11 protein-coding genes and 1 pseudogene are annotated in these 20,887 nt (G+C 63.6%); 6 read left to right on the top strand and 6 right to left on the bottom strand.

Annotated features, from left to right (window positions below; translation table 11 throughout):
• Positions 1-173 precede the first annotated feature (173 nt).
• The 4 genes from ACVWWD_RS15325 (at position 174) to ACVWWD_RS15310 (ending at position 8,207) form a co-directional block, all read left to right on the top strand.
• Positions 174-3,155 carry a sarcosine oxidase subunit alpha gene (locus ACVWWD_RS15325; RefSeq protein WP_457103169.1) on the top strand — a complete coding sequence of 994 codons (2,982 nt, stop codon included), beginning with the start codon at positions 174-176 and terminating at the stop codon, positions 3,153-3,155.
• Positions 3,148-3,771: a sarcosine oxidase subunit gamma gene (locus ACVWWD_RS15320; protein WP_023771067.1), complete on the top strand. Its 624-nt coding sequence runs from the start codon at positions 3,148-3,150 to the stop codon at positions 3,769-3,771. The genes ACVWWD_RS15325 and ACVWWD_RS15320 overlap by 8 nt, the downstream gene beginning before the upstream one ends.
• A 105-nt stretch (positions 3,772-3,876) precedes the next feature.
• Entirely contained in the window at positions 3,877-6,246 is a 2,370-nt protein-coding gene (locus tag ACVWWD_RS15315; protein ID WP_352546539.1) for a DUF1989 domain-containing protein, read from the top strand.
• A gap of 251 nt (positions 6,247-6,497) precedes the next feature.
• On the top strand, positions 6,498-8,207 hold the full coding sequence (locus tag ACVWWD_RS15310; RefSeq protein ID WP_023771069.1) for an APC family permease: 1,710 nt from the start codon (positions 6,498-6,500) through the stop codon (positions 8,205-8,207).
• 69 nt (positions 8,208-8,276) lie between these two features.
• On the opposite strand, the gene ACVWWD_RS15305 is transcribed toward ACVWWD_RS15310, so the two are convergent.
• The 4 genes and pseudogenes from ACVWWD_RS15305 to ACVWWD_RS15290 all read right to left on the bottom strand — a co-directional run bounded on the left by ACVWWD_RS15305 (position 8,277) and on the right by ACVWWD_RS15290 (position 15,304).
• Positions 8,277-11,423, bottom strand: coding sequence for an efflux RND transporter permease subunit (locus ACVWWD_RS15305; protein WP_457103168.1), 3,147 nt, complete (start codon positions 11,421-11,423; stop codon positions 8,277-8,279).
• 247 nt (positions 11,424-11,670) lie between these two features.
• A pseudogene (locus ACVWWD_RS15300) lies at positions 11,671-12,814 on the bottom strand (efflux RND transporter periplasmic adaptor subunit).
• A 54-nt stretch (positions 12,815-12,868) separates the two neighbouring features.
• Positions 12,869-13,474 (bottom strand): TetR family transcriptional regulator, encoded by a 606-nt coding sequence (locus ACVWWD_RS15295; protein WP_352546542.1) that lies wholly within the window; start codon positions 13,472-13,474, stop codon positions 12,869-12,871.
• Between the two features lie 189 nt (positions 13,475-13,663).
• Positions 13,664-15,304 (bottom strand): acyl-CoA synthetase, encoded by a 1,641-nt coding sequence (locus tag ACVWWD_RS15290; protein ID WP_352546543.1) that lies wholly within the window; start codon positions 15,302-15,304, stop codon positions 13,664-13,666.
• A gap of 203 nt (positions 15,305-15,507) precedes the next feature.
• Here ACVWWD_RS15290 and ACVWWD_RS15285 point away from each other — a divergent pair, with 203 nt between their 5' ends.
• The gene (locus ACVWWD_RS15285; protein WP_023771073.1) at positions 15,508-16,473 is read left to right on the top strand and encodes a sugar-binding transcriptional regulator; all 966 of its coding nucleotides are present in this window, start codon (positions 15,508-15,510) and stop codon (positions 16,471-16,473) included.
• Between the two features lie 86 nt (positions 16,474-16,559).
• Entirely contained in the window at positions 16,560-18,614 is a 2,055-nt protein-coding gene (locus ACVWWD_RS15280; protein ID WP_457103167.1) for a bifunctional aldolase/short-chain dehydrogenase, read from the top strand.
• Between the two features lie 160 nt (positions 18,615-18,774).
• Here the strand turns inward: ACVWWD_RS15280 and ACVWWD_RS15275 are convergent, their stop codons facing one another.
• Positions 18,775-19,824 (bottom strand): substrate-binding domain-containing protein, encoded by a 1,050-nt coding sequence (locus tag ACVWWD_RS15275; protein ID WP_457103166.1) that lies wholly within the window; start codon positions 19,822-19,824, stop codon positions 18,775-18,777.
• 50 nt (positions 19,825-19,874) lie between these two features.
• Positions 19,875-20,870, bottom strand: a complete 996-nt coding sequence (locus ACVWWD_RS15270) for an ABC transporter permease (protein WP_023794630.1) — start codon at positions 20,868-20,870, stop codon at positions 19,875-19,877.
• Positions 20,871-20,887: the final 17 nt, after the last annotated feature.

Here is a 20,887-nt window from a genome sequence, read left to right as displayed (position 1 = left end):
CCGTGTAGAGAAGGGGAGAGGGGGGCTGGCCGCGACCTCCGCGCCCTTTTGGCAACGTCGATGATCGGCGAAATCTTCGACGACAGCTTCCTTCTCCCCGTCACTATACGGGGAGAAGTGCCCGGCAGGGCGATGAGGGGCGGCGCGACGCTCCCGCATGAGGGTCAAGCATCGTGACTTCCTTCCAATCCCATCGCCTGACATCAGGCGGCCTGATCGACCGCTCGGCGCCGCTCGGCTTCCGCTTCGACGGCAAGACTTTCTCAGGCTTCCAGGGCGACACGCTTGCCTCGGCACTGGTTGCCAACGGCGTCAAGCTGGTTGGCCGCTCGTTCAAGTACCATCGCCCGCGCGGCATCCTGACCGCGGGATCGGAAGAACCTAACGCGCTGGTGGAACTGCGCAGCGGTGCACGGCGCGAGCCGAACACCAAGGCGACGACAGCGGAGCTCTATGAAGGGCTCGACGCCGCCAGCCAGAACCGCTGGCCGTCGCTCGCCTTCGACGTGATGTCGGTCAACCAGCTGTTCGCGCCGATCTTCGTCGCCGGCTTCTACTACAAGACCTTCATGTGGCCGGCGAAGTTCTGGGAAGCGATCTATGAGCCGGCGATCCGCCGCGCCGCGGGGCTCGGCCGTGCAGCCGGCATTGCCGACCCGGATCATTACGACAAGGCCTGGGCGCATTGCGACGTGCTGATCGCCGGGTCTGGCCCGACGGGCCTCGCCGCCGCCCTCGCGGCAGGCCGCGGCGGCGCTCGCGTCATCCTGTGCGAAGAGGATTTTGTTCCCGGCGGGCGCCTGCTTGCCGATGGCGGCACGATCGACGGCATGGCTGCCGACGAATGGATCGCGCGCACGCTCAGTGAGCTTGCCGCCATGCCTGATGTCCGCATCATGACGCGCACGACGCTGTTCGGCGTCTATGATGGCGGCACCTATGGTGCGATCGAGCGCGTCAGCGACCATCTACCCTCGCCGCCGGAGCACCAGGTGCGCCAGCGACTATGGCGGATCGTGGCCAAGCGCTGCGTCGTCGCGGCAGGCGCGCTCGAACGGCCAATCGTCTTTGCCGGCAACGACACGCCGGGCGTGATGATGGCGTCCGCCATGCGCAGCTATATCGCACGTTATGCCGCGGCACCGGCCAGGCGCATCGCGCTGTTCACCAACAATGAGGACGGCTGGCGCACCGTCGAGGCAGCGCTCGGGGCCGGACTGCAGGTCGCCGCCGTGATCGACGCGCGCGCGGAAATCTCGTCCGAGCACCGCTCGCTTGCCAGCAAGGGCGGCTTTGCGGTTCTGCATGGCTCCGTCAGCGGCATCGATGGCGGCAAGAAGGGCGTGCGCAAGATTTCCGTCTCACTCACCGGCGGCGCGCGGGCCGAAGTGGAAGCCGACGGGCTTGCCGTTTCTGGTGGCTGGAACCCGGCGGTCGGGCTCACCTCCTATCATCGCGGCCGGCCGAAATGGCGCGACAATATCGCCGCCTTCGTGCCCGACGGCGCGCCTCCGGGAATGGTCGCGGCTGGTGCCGCCAACGGCGCCTTCGGGCTTGGCGCCTGCTTGCGCGAAGGATTTGCGGCGGGCGAGGCCGCGGCACGTGATGCTGGACACGGCAATGGTTCAGGCTCCACGCCGGTGGCCGACGACGAAGCCTTTTCGCTGACGCCGCTTTGGCACATTGCCGGCAAGGGCAAGGCTTTCGTCGACCAGCAGCATGATGTCACCGCATCGGATATCGAGCTGGCACAGCGCGAAGGTTTCGAATCGGTCGAGCACCTAAAACGCTACACCACGCTCGGCATGGCGACCGACCAGGGCAAGACCTCGAACGTCGCCGGCCTCGCCATCATGGCGGCGGTCACGGGCAAATCCATTCCCGAGACCGGCACGACAATCTACCGGCCTCCCTATGTGCCGGTCGCCATCGGCGCCTTCGCCGGCCATCATCGTGACGAGAATTTTCACGCCACGCGGCTGACGCCGTCGCATCACTGGGCCGCCGAACAGGGCGCGATCTTCGTCGACACCGGCCTGTGGAAGCGCGCGCAATGGTATCCGCGCGCCGGCGAGAAGGACTGGCTGGAATCGGTGACCCGCGAGGTCAAGGCGGTGCGCTCAGGCGTCGGCTTCTGCGATGTCTCGACGCTGGGCAAGATCGACGTGCATGGCGCGGACGCCGGCACTTTCCTCGACCGCGTCTACATCAACACCTTCTCCACTCTTGCGGTGGGAAAAGCGCGCTACGGGCTGATGCTGCGCGAGGACGGCATCGTCTATGACGACGGCACCACGTCGCGGCTGGCCGAGGACCACTATTTCCTCACCACCACCACGGCCAAGGCCGGCCTGGTGATGCAGCATCTCGAATTCTGCCGGCAGGTGCTGTTTCCGGAACTCGATGTGCAGTTAACCTCGGTCTCCGACCAGTGGGCGCAATTTTCGATTGCCGGCCCCAAAACCCGCGACCTGTTGAAAGAGATCGTCGATCCTTCGGAAGACCTTTCCAACGAAGGGTTTCCCTTCATGGGCGCGCGCGAAGTCGCGTTGCGCGGCAGCGTCAGGGCGCGGCTGTTCCGCATTTCGTTCTCGGGCGAAATGGCGTTCGAGATTTCGGTGCCGGCGCGCTACGGCGAGGCGATGGCGCGCAATCTGATGATTGCGGGCAAGCCGTTCGGCGTGACGCCTTACGGCACCGAGGCACTCGGCGTCATGCGCATCGAAAAGGGTCACGTCGCGGGTCCGGAACTCAGCGGCACGACCACCGCGGCCGACCTCGGCCTCGGCAAGATGATGTCGACCAAGAAGGATTTCATCGGCCGCGTCATGGCCGGACGCGAGGCGCTGATCGCAGCGGATCGTCAGGTCGTCGTCGGCATCAAGCCGACCGACAAGGCCCGGCGCCTGCGTTCCGGCGCGCACATCATTCCGAAGGGGCAGACACCCGGGCCCGACAACGACCAGGGCTACGTCACCTCGGTCTGCTTCTCGCCGACATCAGACCAATGGATCGGGCTTGCACTTGTCGAACGCGGCCGCGAGCGGTTCGGCGAGATCGTGCATGCGCACGATCCTCTACGCGGCGAGGATTACGATTTGGAACTGTGCAACCCCGTCTTCTATGACCCGGATGGAGGGCGCCAGCGTGGCTGAGTTTGCCTGGGAAACCCGCAGCCCTCTCCACCGCGCACTCGTCGCCGGTCCACATGGCGCGCGGGGCGACGCCGGCGTGACCCTGAGCGAGATCCGCAATTTCGACCTCGTCCAGGTGATGGCGCGGCGCGGCAAGACGGCCGAGATGGCGAGCGCCGCGAACGCGCATTTCGGCGTGGCGGTCCCGGAAACGCCGAAGACGGCTGCAGCAGTCGAAGCCACGCTCATCTGGTCGGGACCGGATCAGTTCTTCGTGCTGTCGAAGGGCAGGCACACAGTGGAGTCGCTGGCCCTGGTTTTCGCGACCTCGGCTTCGCTATCGGACCAGTCACATGCGCGGGTGTTGATCAGCATTTCCGGCAACAAGGCGCGCGCCCTGCTCGCCAAGCTGTCGTCGATCGATCTGTATCCGGCGGCGTTCCCGGTCGGAGCCGCGGCAACCACCTCGATGGATCACACCAGCGTCACGCTGTGGCGCGGCAATGATGCGCCGGACGGACAGGCTGTTTTCACCGCTCTGGTGTTTTCGACCTTCGCCGAAAGCCTGTGGCACACGATGCTGGACTCGGCTGCCGAGTATGGTGTCGAGATCGGGCATTCGGAGGACTTGGCGTAGCACTGCGCTTCTTCCCCGCCTTGCCAAACTCCGCTCCGCTGCTATTCTTGCTGCTAAAATAATTTCACGCACAGGCAAACTTGTTTCTCGAACCGCAAGGCTGAGATGAGCCAGTCGCCCTACCCCACCGTGACAGCCGGACCGCCCAGGCCAAGCCTGATCCTGCGGCCCGGCCAGATCTCGCTGCCGGCCGGCATGGAGCGCTATACCGTACAGGGGAACGGCGCGGTGCTGATCGAGGTCGAGGCCGGCGATACGATCACCGTTCGCAACGCCGAGGGTGGCCAGGCCTGCGAGTTGCTGGCCTGGGACAGGTCAGGCGCCAGTGATCCCGGCATTCTCGGTGAAAAATCCAACAGCAATGCCGCCGGCATCAAGGCGCTGCTCACCGAGGGCGACGACAGTCTCTCGGCTGTGCGCCGCGGCCTCGAACGTCGCCAGGTTCAGCTTGGGCAGGCCGAGGCGGTGCGCGTGTTTGGCGGCACCACACCAGCCGGTACCGAGCAGGCATTCACCGTCGCGCGCGACGGTGCGATGCTGATCGCCGCACCCGGCGGTCCGATGCTGGTCGATGGGCACGACACAGCGACGCCGCTCAGCGTCGTCGTGCGGCGCAACACGATCCGCCTGAAAACAAAGTCCCGGCTTGCCGATCCATTGGCCGATCCGGTGCTCGACCTGCGCGTCCATTCGGCGACGGCGGGATCGTATTTCGTCAAGGCGGGCGACTATCTGCAGATCATCGATGTCGACGGGCGCCAGTGCACCGACTTCCAGTGTTTCTCGGCGCGCAAGCTTGACAAGGGGCTCGACCATCCGCTCGACGTCACGACGACACGCACGCTGATGGGCGCGAGCTATCCGATGCCTGGCCTGCATTCGAAATATTACGATCAGGACATGGAACCGCTGGTTGAGGTGGTGCAGGACACATGCGGCCGGCACGATGCCTTCGCGCTCGCCTGCGCGGCGAAATATTACGACGACATCGGCTATCCCGGCCACATCAACTGCTCGGAGAACTTTAATCGCGCGCTGGACGGCAAGGGCGTCAATCCCCGCGCCGGCTGGATGGCGATCAACTTCTTCTTCAACACGGCGATCGACGCCCATGGTGTCATGGTGTCGGACGAGCCATGGTCGCGGGCCGGCGACTATGTTCTGCTCAGAGCGCTGACCGACATCGTCTGCGTCTCGTCCGCCTGCCCCGACGACACGACGCCGGCCAATGGCTGGGACCTGACCGACATCCACGTGCGGACCTATTCCGGCCAGCACAAATTCTCGCGAGCGATCGCCAGACGCATGACGCCCGATTCGGAACCGAAAATGACCCGCGAGACAGCTTTCCATTCGAGCTTTGCCAAACACACGCGCGACTTCGTCGAGTACAGGGGCTATTGGCTGGCCAATTCGTTCGCCCGGGGAGGCGCCATCGCCGAATACTGGGCCTGCCGGCAGGATGCCGTGATCATGGACCTGTCGCCGCTGCGCAAGTTCGAAGTGACCGGCCCGGATGCCGAAGCGCTGCTGCAATATACGCTGACGCGTGACGTCAAGAAGCTCGGCGTCGGCCAGGTCGTCTACTCCGCCATGTGCTACGAGCATGGCGGCATGATCGACGACGGCACGCTTCTGCGGCTCGGCAAGGACAATTTCCGCTGGATTGGCGGCGACGATCTGTCCGGCGAATGGCTGCGCGAGACGGCGACAAAGCTCGGCCTCAATGTGCTGGTGCGCTCGTCCACCGATCAGATGCACAACATCGCCGTGCAAGGGCCAAAGAGCCGCGCCATCCTGAAGGAGGTGATCTGGACCTCGCCGCTGCAGCCGTCGATGGAGGAACTCGAATGGTTTCGCTTCGCCGTCGCCAGGATCGGCGGCGGCAACGGCATCCCCGTCGTCGTTTCACGCACCGGCTATACCGGCGAACTCGGCTACGAGATCTGGTGCCATCCGCGCGACGCGCAAAAGGTTTTCGACGCGATCTGGGAGGCCGGACAGCCGCATGGGCTGAAGCCGATGGGCCTGCAGGCGCTCGACATGGTGCGCATCGAGGCGGGACTGATCTTCGCCGGTTACGAATTTTCCGACCAGACCGACCCCTTCGAGGCCGGTATCGGCTTCACCGTGCCGCTGAAGAGCAAGACCGACGATTTCATCGGCCGCGAGGCGCTGATCCGGCGCAAGGATCATCCGCAGACGAAACTGGTCGGCCTCGACGTCGACAGCAATGTCGCCGTCGGCCACGGCGACTGCATCCATGTCGGCCGCGCCCAGATCGGCGTCGTCACGTCGGGCATGCGTTCGCCGGTGCTGAGCAAGAACATCGCGCTGGCGCGGCTCGACCTCACTCATGCCGCTATCGGCACGGAGGTCGAGATCGGCAAACTCGACGGCCAAGCCAAGCGGCTGCCGGCTCGGGTCGTGGCCCTTGCCCACTACGATCCGCAAAAGACCAAACCGCGTTCCTGACCTGCCCTTTTGGGCCGCAAAGCGCCCGCCGGCCGCACCTCCGGACGCTTTGCCGTTCCCGCGCGCAAGCGTGATGTGCATGGTTTCACAAATCGCTTGACGTGACAGCGCGCCGGATCAATCTTCACTCTTAAGAAAAAAATACGACTGAGTGGAAACACCGCGGCCGGAACGATCTTTTGCCGGGGAGTAAGTTTCGCGTAGCCGAGGCACCACTGGCGGGGAACATCGAAAAAGGGGAACTTATCCACATGAGCACAATAAGTACGGTCCTGGACCAGCCTGCCGAAAGCAAGCTGCTCAGGCATATCGACTGGCGCGGCGCCTTCTGGGTGGCGAGTGGCGTTCCGGCGCTGGTCCTGTTCTCGATCGGCGGCATTGCCGGCACGACGGGAAAGCTGGCGTTCCTGATCTGGACGGTGTCCATGATCATGGGCTTCCTGCAATCCTTCACCTATGCCGAGATCGCCGGCCTGTTCCCGAACAAGTCCGGCGGTGCCTCGATCTACGGCGCCACCGCCTGGCTGCGCTACTCCAAGTTCATCGCGCCGCTGTCGGTGTGGTGCAACTGGTTCGCCTGGTCGCCGGTGCTGTCGCTGGGCTGCTCGATCGCCGCCGCCTATATCCTCAATGCGCTGGCGCCGGTGCCGCTGTTCACCGAGGCCTCGCCCGATGTCGTCGCCTACATCGCCGCGCATGCCGGAACGGCGCCTGCCGACGCCATTACCGCGGTGACAGCCGCCGCGACGCCGGCGATCCGCAACTGGACGCTGTGGAGCCACACGCTAGGCCCGGTGTCATTCACGCTCAATGCCACCTTCTTCATCGGCGCGGTGCTGATGCTGATCATCTTCTCGATCCAGCATCGCGGCATCCTGGGCACTGCCAGCGTGCAGAAATATATCGGCCTGCTGGTCATCATCCCGATGCTGATCGTCGGCGTGGTGCCGATCTTCACCGGCCAGATCGACTGGTCGAACTTTTCGCCGCTGGTGCCGCTCGCCGCCGCCTATGCACCTGAGCCCGGCTCCTGGAACATCGCTGGCTGGACATTGGCGCTCGGCGGCATGTTCATCGCCGCATGGTCGACCTATGGGTTCGAAACCGCCGTCTGCTACACGTCGGAGTTCAAGAACCCGGGTACCGACACGTTCAAGGCCATCTTCTATTCCGGCCTGCTCTGCATGCTTTTGTTCATCCTGGTGCCCTTCACCTTCCAGGGCGTGCTGGGCTTGAACGGCATGTTGGCAACACCGATCGTCGACGGCTCCGGCGTGGCCGATGCGCTGGCCGGCATGGTCGGCGGCGGCAGGCTTATCCACAGCCTGCTGGTGATGCTGATGATCCTGGCGCTGGTGCTGTGCATCATGACGGCGATGGCCGGCTCGTCGCGCACGCTCTACCAGGGCTCGGTCGACGGCTGGCTGCCCCGTTATCTCAGCCACGTCAACGAGCACGGCGCGCCGACGCGGGCCATGTGGACCGATCTGTGCTTCAATCTGGTCGTGCTGGCGATCGCCTCGGCCGACGCGACGAGCTTCTTCTTCATCCTCGCCGTGTCGAACTGCGGTTACATCATCTTCAACTTCCTCAACCTCAATGCCGGCTGGATCCACCGCATCGACAACGGCCATATCGCACGGCCATGGAAAGCACCGAGCTGGCTCTTGGGGATCGGAGCGATCTTCGCCTACGTCAACGCGATCTTCATGGGCGCAGGCGCCAAGGTGTGGAACCCGATGGCGCTGTGGGCCGGACTGATCACGGCGGCGTTGATCATCCCGGTGTTCTGCTTCCGCCACTACATCCAGGATGGCGGAAAGTTCCCCGACCATATGCTGGCCGATCTCGGCATGACGGGAGCCGACCTTTCGGTCAAGAAGGCGGGCATGCTGCCCTATCTGACGCTGGTTGCCGGCGTGGCGGTCATGCTCATCGCCAATTGGGTGTTCGTTATCTGATGGTCTGACCGCGGCCCAAGCCACTGCATCAAGGAAAACCGGCCGGTCGCAAATCGACCGGCCGGTTTTTTATTCCGCCGCCAACGGCAGTTGCGGCCGTCCGATGCGTTCGATCTCTCCTTGCTCCGGCGCCTGCTCGTCGGTCTTCGCCATCTTCGGCTCGCGGCCGAAGAAGAGCGCATAGCCCGCCGGCAGCACCAGGATGGTGAGCACGGTGGCGACCAGAATGCCGCCCATCATGGCATAGGCGAGCGGTCCCCAGAACACGCCGCGCGAGATCGGGATCAGTGCCAGCACCGCCGTCATCGCCGTCAGCACGATCGGCCTGAAGCGTCGCACGGCCGAGCCGACGATCGCTTCGGAACGGTCCATGCCCTTGGCAATGTCCTGGTCGATCTGGTCGACCAAAATGATCGAGTTACGCATGATGATGCCAAGCAGGGCGATGACACCGAGGATGGCGACGAAGCCGAACGGTGCACCGCTGATCAGCAGAGCCGCGGCCGCGCCGATGATGCCAAGCGGGCCGGTGGCCAGCACCAGCATCGCCTTGCCGAAGTTCTGCAACTGGATCATCAGGAGCACGACGATGACGGCCAGCATGATCGGCGCCTTGGCGGCGATCGAAGCCTGGCTTTCGGCCGAATCCTCGGCCCCGCCCTGGATCTCGATCTTGTACCCGGGCGCCAGGCCGTCACGCAGGCCCTGCATGTCCTTGTACATCTTGGTGACGACATCGTTTGACTGCACGCCGTCTGGCAAGGTGGCGCGCACGCTGATCGTCGGCAGGCGGTCGCGGCGCCACTCGATGCCTTGCTCCAGCACAGGCACCACCTTGGCCACCTGCGACAGCGGCACGAAGCCGCCGAAATCGGTCGGGATATAGACCGAGTCCACCGAGGACAGCAGGCTGCGGCTGGCATCCGGCTCGCGGGCGACGATCGACACAGTCTCCTCGCCGTCGCGGAAATCGTCGAGCGGCGCGCCGGACATCGTCGCCTGCAGCATCTGGCGGATGCGCTGCGAGGTGACGCCGAGCGCACGGGCGCGGTCCTGATCGATGACCAGCTTCATCGCCGGAACGGGCTCCAGCCAGTCGTCATGGACGGCGCCGAGCAGGGGATCCTGCCGGAACTTCGCCTTCACTTGGTCGGCGATGCGGCGCACCTCCTGGCGGTCCGGACCCATGACGCGCATCTGCACGGGCCAGCCGGTCGGCGGTCCGAGGAACAGGCGGTCGACCTTGGCACGGATCGAGGGGAAGTCCTGAGCCAGAACCGTGCGCAGCTTGACGATCAGCCGCTCGCGCGCCGGCTCGTCATTGGCCATGACTAGCATCTGGGCGAAGTTCGGGTTGCGCAGTTGCTGGTCGAGCGGCAGGAAGAAGCGCGGGGCGCCCTCGCCGATATAGGTGGCGATGAAACGCTTGTCCTTGTCGTCCATCATCTTGGCTTCCAGGGCCTTGGTCTGCGCCTCGACCTCCTTGATGCTGGTGCCTTCCGGCAGCCAGAGGTCGACGAGAATTTCGGGCCGCGACGATTGCGGGAAGAAATTCTGCGGGATGAACTGGAACGCCCAAAGGCTGGTGCCGAAGGTCGCCAGCGTCATCACCAAAACGATGATGCGATGGCGCACGGCCCAGCTGACCGTGGCGCGCAGCCGACGATAGAAGCCTGTATCGAAGGCGTCGTGATGGCTGCCGGCATGCTTGCGCTGCTTCAGGATCATATAGCCGAGCCAGGGCGTGAAATAGACCGCCACGAACCACGACACGATCAGCGCGATGCCGACGACATAGAACAAGGTGCGCACATATTCGCCAGCCGTCGAAGCAGCGAACCCGACCGGTATGAAGCCGGCGGTGGTGATCAGTGTGCCGGTCAACATCGGGAAGGCGGTCGATGAATAGGCGAAGCTCGCCGCCTCGATCTTGACCAGCCCCTCCTCGAGCTTGCGCTCCATCATCTCGACGACGATCATGGCATCGTCGACAAGCAGGCCGAGCGCGATGATCAGAGCGCCCAGCGAAATGCGCTGCAGGTCGATGCCGATCTCGTACATGATGGCGAAGGTGGCGGCGAGCACCAGCGGTATGGCGATGGCGATGACCAGCCCCGAGCGCCAGCCGATCGACAGGAACGAGACGACGAGCACGATCAGCAGCGCTTCGCCGAGCGCATGCATGAATTCGCTGACGGCGTCCGTGACGACGCCCGGCTGGTCGGAAATCTGGTCGACCAAAACGCCATAGGGCAGCGCCTCCTCGAAGCGCTTGTAGGTCGCCTCGACATCCTTGCCGACATCGGTGACTTTAAAACCCTTGGCCATGACCACGCCAAGCTGCACGCTGTCGTGGCCATTGAAGCGGTATTTGCGCTGGAAGGGGTCCTCCAGGCCCGAGGTGACGGTGGCGATGTCGCCCAGCCGGGTAACCTGGCCGCCGGCGCGCAGGCGCAGTTCGCGGATGTCGGCCGCCTTGGCGACGTCGCCTTCGACCGAGATGCGCACCGAATTGACGCCGGTATCGACGGAACCCGCGGCGTCGACATTGTTCTGGCCCTTGATCGCGTTCTGCAGGTCGGTCAGCGTCAGGCCGCGTTCGGCCAGCGCCTTGGACGAGACATCGATATAGAGCTTTTCCGGTTGGTCGCCGATGATGACGGCCTTTTCGACGCCGGGCGTCGTCAAAAGCATATCGCGCGCCTGGATGGCGAACTTCTTCAATTCGGGAAAGGAGAAGCCGTCCCCGCTGATCGAATGCAGGGTGATAAACGTGTCGCCGAACTCGTCGTTGAAATACGGGCCGAGCAGGCCCTGCGGCAGATCGCCCTGGATATCGCCGACCTTCTTGCGCACCTGGTAGAAAGCATCCGTCACTTCGGCGGCGTTGGTGTCACCCTTGATCTGGACGGTGATGATGGCGCTGCCGGCGCGGGTGAAGGAACGCACGAAATCGAGATGCGGCGTCTCCTGCAATTTGCGCTCGATCTTGTTGACGACCTGGTCCTCCATCTCCTGGATCGAGGAGCCCGGCCAGATCGCCTGCACGACCATGACGCGGAAGGTGAAGTCGGGATCCTCCTTCTGGCCCATGCGCATCAAGCCGAGCGCGCCGGCGATGATGATCAGCCCAAACAGGAACCGTGCGATCGAGGGATGGCCGATGGCCCAACGCGACAGGTTGAAGGGCCGCTTTTCTTCAGTGGGGGTCGTCATCGGTGGTGGTCCACTTTGCTTGGGTGCCGGCGCTTCGAAAAGGGGCTTCTAGGAAGCGCGGCGCACGGAACGAAATCATCTGCGTTCGATACTGGCTTCCGGGCGGCGTTGCTCTCGAGCGGAGAGACACTCATCGCGGTGGGACGCGAGGATCGATGCGGGGGTACATCGGCCTTGACGTCTCGACCTTCGGGCACGCCGCCCGGAAACCCGCGGCCGCGGGAACGCGCGGCCGACCTGTCTGTCGTCAGCGCAACTGGCTGGCTTCGTCGCCCTCGGCCGAGGCGGACTGCTGTGCGGTGCCGCCAGGGAGTTTCACCTTCAGGTTCTCGGTCATGAACTGCGTACCGGCGGCGACCACGACGTCACCCGGTTTCAATCCCTCCGCGACACGCACGCCGTCGGGGGCGAACTCTGCGACCTTGACCGAACGGGCATGCACGGTGTCGGCGTCGCGATCGACCGTCCAGACGATTGACTGGCTGTCTTTCTCGGCCAGCGCACTGAGCGGGATGGACACGAGCTGCTTTTCGTTAGCCGCCGACGCTTCGATATTGGCGGTCATGCCGAGCAGCACGCGTGGGTCGTTGGGCAGGCTGACGCGGACGGCAAAGGTGCGCGACTGCGGATCGGCGCTGCCGGCGACCTCACGAACCTTGCCACCGAGCTTCAGCCGATCGTCCGACCAGAAGCCCGCCTTGACGTCCTTGCCCGGCTTGAACTCGGCGATCTCCATTTCCGGAACCGCGATCAGCACTTCCTTTTCACCGTCGACCGCGACGGTGACCACGGGCGTGCCCGAGCCGACCACCTGGCCGACATCGGCGTTTACCGCCGTGACGATGCCATCCCTGTCGGCCTTGAGGTCGGTATAGCCGACCTGGTTCCTGGCCTGGGCAAGCGTCGAGCGGGCGGAGTCGCGCGTGGCGACTGCCTGGTCGTAGGTCAGTGTCGCCTGTTCGAGCTGCGATTTCGGCGCGAAGTTCTTGGGCGAAAAGCTGTTCGGCGCGCTTGCGGGCGAGTTCGACCGTCTCGACCTGCCGTTCGGAGGCATCGAGTGCTGCCTGCGCGCTCTTGACCGACAGGTCATAGTCGGAGGGATCGATGCGGGCGAGCACGTCGCCAGGCGCCACGTGCTGGCCGATGTCGACGAGACGCTCGGTGATCTTGCCATTGACCCGGAAACCCAGCGTGCTCTCGGTGCGGGCGCGCACCGATCCGGAATAGGACAGCGTGCGGGTGTCATGCGCCTGGGCGATCTCGACGACCTTGACCGGGCGGACGATGTCCTTCACCTCGGCTTTTTCCTGCGAGCAGGCGGCGAGCGCAAGCGACGCGACGATCAGGCCGGCAGCCGGCAGCTTGCGAAAGATGGAACTGGGCAAAAACATCTTGGTACTCCCGACTGGAGACGGACTGTCGACACCGGCACCGGCTGGCGGCGGCTATTTCAAGGCTCTGATGGCGTAATCGATGAGGTCGTCGGGCATTGCCCGATTGGTCTTGGCGAGGCACTGCGCCACCATCTGCGGATGGCACAGGATGACGGTGGCGGCACCGAAGCACCGCGATGCGGTAACCGGGTCCTGCTTTCTGAAGTCGCCGGCCTCGATGCCCTCGCCGATCACCTCGGCGAAGAGATCGTGAATGCTGTCGACATGCTTGTCGATCACGCCCCAGTCCCGCTCGAGCGCGACGATGACCATCTCGTGGACCTTCTGGTCGTCGAGCATGACCTCCATCGTCAGCTTGTACTGTGCATGCACATAACGACGCAGCCGCTCCTCGGCGCTGATCGGCAGGTGCATGATCTCGTACGCCATCTTGTAGCTGGCGCCGAGCATCCGGCCACATACGGCCTGGTGGATTTCGACCTTGGAAGCGAAGAACCTATAGATGTTCGCCGGCGACATGCCGAGTTCACGGGCGATGTCGGCGACATTGGTCTTGCCGTAGCCATAGTGCCGGAACAGGCGCTCGGCGCAATCGAGAATGCGCGTTACATTTTCCTGTCGGGCGACGTCGGCGACGATGTTGGCGGCTTCGGACATTAGCTCTCTGTCAAATAACGAGTGACGAATTTCGATTTTCATCACTCGTAAATCCAAATGAGCAGGGTGTCAACACCGATTCGATGTACGCGTACGATAGGTGACAAATGGTGACATCTAGTAGATGTCACAAGGCGCGCTCAGGATGCGGGCCATTGAAAATATTCTCTCGAAGACCGCCGGGGGGCTTCAGCCGACCTTGGCCATTTCCCGCAGCCGGAACTTCTGGATCTTGCCGGTCGAGGTCTTCGGTATCTCGGCGAAGATCACCGCTTTCGGCACTTTGAAGCGGGCGAGCAGCGTCCGGCAGTGCTCGATGATCTCGGCCTCGCTCGCCTCCTTGCCCGGCTTCAGTTCCACATACGCGACAGGCACCTCGCCCCATTTGTCGTCACGGCGCGCCACGACGCCGCAGGAGGCGACGGCAGGATGCTTGTAGAGCGCTTCCTCGACCTCGATCGAGGAAATGTTCTCGCCCCCGGAGATGATGATGTCCTTGGAGCGGTCCTTGAGCTGGATATAGCCATCCGGGTGCATGACGCCGAGATCGCCAGAGTGGAACCAGCCGCCGCCGAAAGCCTCGTCAGTCGCCCTGCGGTTCTTCAGATAACCCTTCATGACGATGTTGCCACGAAACATCACCTCGCCCATGGTCTTGCCATCGGCGGGCGTCTCGGCCATGGTCTCCGGATCCATTACCGTCAGGCCTTCGAGCGCGGCATAGCGCACGCCCTGTCGTGCCTTCTTGCCCGCCCTCGCCCCTTTGTCGAGTGCGTCCCAGCCATTATGCCATTCGTTGACGACTGCGGGACCATACGTCTCTGTCAGGCCGTAGAGATGAGTGACGGCAAAGCCGGCATCGGCCATGCCCGACAGCACGGCTTCGGGCGGCGGGGCGGCGGCCGTGTTGAAGGTTACGGTTTGCGCAAACGCGCGCTTGTCCTCGTCCCTGGCGTTGACCAGCACCGACATGACCACCGGCGCCCCGCACAGATGGGTGACGCCATGATCGGCGATAGCGTCAAAGATGGGCTTCGGTCGCACCCAGCGCAGGCAGACATGGGTGCCGGCCTGGACGGCGAGCGTCCAGGGAAAACACCAACCATTGCAGTGGAACATCGGCAGGGTCCAGAGATAGACCGCGTGCTTGGCCATGCCGGCATGGATGGTGTTGGTGTAGGCCATCAACGCAGCACCTCGGTGATGGTAGACGACGCCCTTGGGATTGCCTGTGGTGCCCGACGTATAATTGAGCGAGATCGCATCCCATTCGTCGTCGGGCATCGACCAGGCGAACGCCTCGTCGCCATTGGCGACAAAGGCCTCATAGTCCACCGTGCCGACCCGCTCGCCTTTCGGATAGGGCGCGTCGGTGGCGTATTCGGGATCGTCGTAGTCGATGACCAGCGGTTTGACCCCGGCCAGACCGAGCGCTTCCCGCACCACGCTGGAAAACTCGCGATCGACGATCAGCACTTTGGTCTCGGCATGGTCGAGCTGGAAGGCGATGACGGCGGCGTCGAGACGCGTGTTGAGCGAGTGCAGCACCGCCTTGGTCATCGGCACGCCGAAATGCGCCTCCAGCATCGGCGGCGTGTTCGACAGCATGACCGTCACCGTGTCGCCCTTGCCGATGCCATGCTTGTGCAGGGCCGAGGCGAGCTTCAACGAACGGCGCCAGAAACCGCGGTAACTGATGCGCTGGCTGCCATGGATGATGGCGACATGATCAGGATAGGTTCTTGCCGCTCGCTCCAGATAGGTGAGCGGCGTCAGTGGCTGGTGGTTGGCGGCGTTCCTGTCGAGATCCTGTTCGTAGGGATTGGCCATCCCATTCTCCCCAAACTCTTTTCGAGCTTTCTAACCTTACGCTCGTCGTCACGCTATCCCCCTTGAAGGGCTGAGAATGCTATCCTGCACCGACTTGCTAGAATGGGAATCTCGATTGTGCCGCGCCAGCATGAGATCTCTTCATGTTTGTCCAAATTTGACTTTTGTCGAGAGCCGTGACTAATGTCAGCCAAGGAGGCGGCATGGCGATCCGACCGGCAGAACAGCTCATCCACAAGGCGGCCTGGCTTTACTATGCCCATGGGCTTCGCCAGGACGAAGTGGCCAATCAACTCAACATTTCGCGCGCTTCCGTCGCCATGTATCTGCGCAAGGCGCGTGAGACAGGCATCGTCAACATCTCGACCTCGACGCAACTCTTCACGGACGACGTCATGGCGCGCAGGCTGGAAGACGCCCTGAAGCTCGACGCCGTCTGGATCGCGCCTGAGAACGCCTATCTCGCCGACCCCTCGACCGATATCGCGGTGCTGGCGGCAAGCGTTTTCCTGGAACTCGTCGGGAAAGGCGACCGCATCGGCGTCGCCTGGGGCCGCACCGTCTACACCATCGCCGACATCATGTCCTATGCCGACCTGCAGGACGTCACCGTGGTGCAGCTCTGCGGCAATCTCGGCGCGCCGTATTCCTACCGTCCCGATCAATGCACGATGGAAATCGCGCGACGGCTCAATGCCAAGGGCCTCAACTTCTACGCGCCCCTGGTGCTGTCGACCGAGGAACTGGCGCAAGGCCTGCGCGCCGAACCTGTGATCCGCGACCAGCTTGCCGGGATCAGCGACTGCGATCTTGCGCTCTACTCCATCGGCGCGGTCGATGCCGACAGCCACCTGGTGAAGTGCGGCGCGCTGACGGCGGCCGAGATGGCGGCGCTGCGCAGGGAAGGTGCCGCGGGTGTTATTGCCGGGCAGATCATCGATGCCGGTGGCGAGTTGCTCGACTGCAGCTACAACCGGCGGGTCATCTCGGCGGGGCTTGCTTCACTGCGCGTGATCGGGAAGCGGCTGATGGTCGTGCAGGAAGACAGCAAGTTCGAGCCGCTGCTCGCGGCGATCGCCGGCGGCCTCTGCACGCATCTGGTGGTCGGCGCGCATATGGCGCAGCGGCTGCTCGATCATGCCGGAATGTCAGCAGAAAAGGCATCCTGAAAACCAACGCTTTGCCGACGCATTTGTCATCAAGGCGTCGCGGCATTCCTGTTCACCATCAAAGATAGCAACTGGACGAAACGAACATGAAGAATCTGTGGAACGACGACGCGGCCGAAAAACTCGTTGCCGACTATGCGAAGAAGGGCGTCGGCCGCGACCTCGCCTTGCGCGTCTACACGACGCGGCTTCTGGGCGGTGTGCCACAACTGGTCCTGCATGGCGGCGGCAACACCTCCTGCAAAATCAAGGCGACCGACCTCGTCGGCGACGAATGGGACGTGCTGTGCGTCAAGGGCAGCGGCTGGGACATGGCCGTCATCGAGCCGCAGGGCCTGCCCGCCGTCAGGATGGGCGCCCTGCTCAAGGCGCGCAAGCTGGACAGGCTTTCCGACGAGGACATGGTCGCGTTGCAGCGGGCCAACCTGATCGACCCCGCCTCGCCCAACCCTTCGGTCGAGACCCTGCTACATGCCTTCCTGCCGCATAAATTCGTCGACCACACCCACTCCACCGCCATCCTGGCCATCGTCGACCAGGAAGACAGCAAGCCGCTGGTGGCAAAGGTGTTCGGAGCACAAATGGGCTATGTGCCCTACATCATGCCAGGCTTCGATCTCGCCAAGGCGGCCGCCGATGTGTTCGACGCCGACCCGACGGTAGAAGGCCTGATCCTCGACAAGCACGGCATCTTCACTTTCGGCGAGGATGCCAGGCAGGCCTATGATCGGATGATCCACTATGTGAACGTAGCCGAGGCTTATGTGGCCGAGCATGCCAAGCCGAAGGCTGCAAAGGCGGCATTGCCGGCAAGGCTAGCGTCACCGGCGGCGATCGCGCCCATGCTGCGCGGCGCTGTAGCGGCGCCATGCGGCGAAGGTCGCTTCGACCGCATGATCTCTGACTTCCGCACCTCGGACGCGATCGTCGATTTCATCAGTTCTGCAGAGATCGCCGACTATGCAGGACGCGGCGTGTCGACGCCGGATCTGTCGATCCGCATCAAGACCGGGCCGATGGCCGTGCCAGCGCCCGACGCCGACAAGATCGGCGACTACAGGGCCGTAATCCAGAACCATGTCGACGCTTTCGCCAAGGATTACCGCGCCTATTTCGAGACCATTGACGCGCTCGACGACGTCAAGCGCACCATGCTCGATCCGATGCCCCGGCTGACGCTGGTGCCGGGGCTCGGCATGTTCGGCCACGGCCGCACGCTGAAGGACGCAAGGATCGCCTCGGACGTTGGCGAGATGTGGATCGAGGCCGTGCGCGGCGCCGAGGCCGTCGGCCGTTTCCACCCGCTATCCAAGGCCGACCTGTTCCCGCTCGAATACTGGTCGCTGGAACAGGCCAAGCTTGCCTCCAACAAGCCGAAGCCGCTGACCGGCCAAGTGATGCTGATCACCGGCGGCGCCGGTGCAATTGGTGCGGCGACCGCAAAACTGTTCGCCGACAATGGCGCTCATGCCGTCGTCGTCGATCTCGACGCCGAAAAGGCCGCTGATGCCGCCAAGAAAGCCGGCAACAATTCGATTGGCGTCGGCGCCGACATCACCGACCCGGACCAGATGCGTGCCGCCTTCGACAAGGCGGTCGCCGTCTTCGGCGGCGTCGACATATTGGTGTCCAATGCGGGTGCTGCCTGGGAAGGCCGCATCGGCGAGCTTGACGATACGCTGCTGCGCAAGAGCTTCGAGCTCAATTTCTTCGCCCACCAGTCGGCAGCGCAGAACGCCGTGCGGATCATGCTGGAACAGGGCACCGGAGGCGCACTCCTGTTCAACACCTCCAAGCAGGCGGTCAATCCGGGTCCAAAATTCGGCGCCTATGGCGTGCCGAAAGCGGCGACGCTGTTCCTGTCAAGGCAATACGCGCTCGACTACGGCGCCCATGGCATCCGCTCCAACGCCGTCAACGCCGACCGCATCCGCTCGGGCCTGTTGACCGACGCCATGATCGCCAGCCGCTCCGGCGCGCGCGGCGTGTCGGAGAAGGAATACATGTCCGGCAATCTGCTCGGCCAGGAAGTAACGGCGCAGGATGTGGCGCAGGCCTTCCTGCACCATGCATTGGCCGACCGGACGACCGCTGATGTGACGACGGTCGACGGCGGCAACATAGCGGCGGCGCTACGGTAGGTTTGCAAGAACCGCGTTGTCGGCGACGAATTGCAGCTTGCTGGTACCGGTTCGCATTCCGACCTGTTCCGTGAGTGAAGACAGTCTTCGATAGAAAAGCCGCCTGCAACAATTGCTGCAGGCGGCTCTCAGTTGTTAGCCTTATCGCTTGCAGCGAAACCTACTTCGCGTTCGGGTTCGGCATCCAGGCCGGCATGGCGACGTCGGCATGGGCGAACTGCGGCAGCTTGGCCGACAAGTCTTCCATGTTCTTGATGTCCTTGTCGATCAGCTCCTGTTGGGTGATCAGCGTCGGCGGCACGATCACGTTGTGGCCGGGATCTTCGCCGGCGAGCAGTTGCGCCAGGGCGCGCACCGAGACCTGGCCGACGACGGCCGGGTTGGTGGCGGCGGTTGCCGCCCAGGCACTGTCGGGCTCGCGCATCGCCGCGATGTCGGACGTCGAAATGTCGGCCGAATAGATCTTGATCTTTTTGTTCAGGCCGGCTTCGTCGACGGCGATCTTCACGCCCTTGGCGAACTCGTCATAGGGCGCGAACACCACGTTGATGTCGGGGTGTGCCGACAGGACCGAGCGCGCCTGGTTGGCGACGGAGTTGGCGATCGGATTGTCGAGCGTGCCGAACATGGCGGCTTCCTTGATGCCGGCATGCTTTTTCTTGACGTCTACCCAGGTCTCGTTGCGGCGGTCGAGCGGCGCGATGCCGGCGACATAGACATAGCCGGCATTCCAGCTCTCGCCATTGTCCTTGACTGCCTGTTCAAGCGCCAGCCGTGCCAGGTCTTTGTCCGACTGTTCGATTTGCGGGATCTTGGGGTTTTCGACATTGACGTCGAATGCCACCACCTTGATGCCCGCGTCGACGGCGCGCTGGGCGGCGTCCTTCATAGATTCCGTCAGGCCGTGCTGGATGATGATGCCCTGCACGCCGAGCGCGATGGCCTGGTCGACCATGTCGGACTGAAGGGCGGCGTCCTGGCGGCTGTCGAGCACGCGCAGGTCGATACCGAGCGCCTTCGACTGCGCCTCGACGCCCGACAGATAGGCCTGGAAGAAGTCGCCGGTCGAGAGATAGCGGACCAGCGCGATCTTCACGCCAGGTTTGTCGAACGGCGCCGGCTTGTCGGCGGCAAATGCCCCCTGCATCAGCATGGTTGCGCCGGTGAGCCCGAGCGCCACTTTCCCCAGAAGTCTTCTTGTGATGTTCACCTTGTTTTCCTCCACTTTTTGTTGAACCCAAAATCCTATCCGGCCGAATGCTAGTTCCTGCCCCTGCCCGAAAGGGCAAAGGTGAAGACAAGGGCGACGACCAGAACCACGCCCTTGACGAAATCCTGCGTGTAGTAGGGCGCGTTCATCATTGTCAGGCCTTGCAGCAAGATGCCGACGAACAGCGCGCCGATGGCGGTGCCGAAAGCGTTTGGCTTGGCGGCGCCGAGCACCGCGTAGCCGATCAGCGCCGCGGCAACCGCATCGAGCAGCAGATTATTACCCGAGGCGATGTCGCCACGTCCAAGCCGGGCGGCGAGCAAAATGCCACCGATCGAGGCAAAAACGCCTGAAATAACATAGGCCCAGATCTTGTATGCCTTGACAGGCGCGCCGGCGAGTTCGGCGGCGCGCTCATTGCTGCCGACCGCATACATCATGCGGCCGAAGCGGGTGTATTCGAGGAAGAACCAGATGAGCACGGCCAGCACCAGAAGCACGACGACCGAGACCGGGATGAGGTTGGGGATGAAGAAGTCGAAGCGGTGGCGGCCAAGCGCCAGGAAGGCATCGGAGAACTTGCCCCCGGCGACCGAGCCATCGGGCATGGTCATGCCGGTAGCGATGGAGCGGCCTTCCGTTGGGATGCGCTGCAGACCGACCAGCAGGAACATCATGCCGAGCGTCGCCAGGAGATCGGGTACGCGCATGTAGACGATCAGCCAGCCATTGATCAGGCCGACAATGGCGCCGATCGACAGGCAGACGATGACCGCCACGAATGCATTCTGCTCCAGCACCACCATCACGTAGGCCGCCGCCATCATGGCCGAGGTTGCGACCGAACCGATCGACAGGTCGAAGCCGCCGACGACAAGCGTGGCGGTGACACCGAGCGCCAGCACGCCGGTGATGGCGACAGACTGGAAGATGAAGACGGCACTTTGCGGCGAGACGAACCCGTCGGCGGCGATCGCGAAATAGGCAACCAATCCGAACAGCAGCACGATGAACCCATAGCGGATGGCGTAGTCGCGCAGCGTCATTCGGCGCACCCCGGCGC

It is taken from the genome of Mesorhizobium sp. URHB0026, assembly GCF_054059755.1.
Note: the sequence above shows the minus strand (reverse complement) of the source record. Positions and strands in the feature narration are given on the sequence as shown.

Bases quoted from the DNA above. Each gene is read 5' to 3' on its own strand.
- ACVWWD_RS15315 (WP_352546539.1), top strand. From the start codon at position 3,877: ATGAGCCAGTCGCCCTACCCCACCGTGACAGCCGGACCGCCCAGGCCA.
- ACVWWD_RS15310 (WP_023771069.1), top strand. From the start codon at position 6,498: ATGAGCACAATAAGTACGGTCCTGGACCAGCCTGCCGAAAGCAAGCTG.
- ACVWWD_RS15305 (WP_457103168.1), bottom strand. From the start codon at position 11,423: ATGACGACCCCCACTGAAGAAAAGCGGCCCTTCAACCTGTCGCGTTGG.
- ACVWWD_RS15295 (WP_352546542.1), bottom strand. From the start codon at position 13,474: ATGTCCGAAGCCGCCAACATCGTCGCCGACGTCGCCCGACAGGAAAAT.
- ACVWWD_RS15290 (WP_352546543.1), bottom strand. From the start codon at position 15,304: ATGGCCAATCCCTACGAACAGGATCTCGACAGGAACGCCGCCAACCAC.
- ACVWWD_RS15285 (WP_023771073.1), top strand. From the start codon at position 15,508: ATGGCGATCCGACCGGCAGAACAGCTCATCCACAAGGCGGCCTGGCTT.
- ACVWWD_RS15280 (WP_457103167.1), top strand. From the start codon at position 16,560: ATGAAGAATCTGTGGAACGACGACGCGGCCGAAAAACTCGTTGCCGAC.
- ACVWWD_RS15270 (WP_023794630.1), bottom strand. From the start codon at position 20,870: ATGACGCTGCGCGACTACGCCATCCGCTATGGGTTCATCGTGCTGCTG.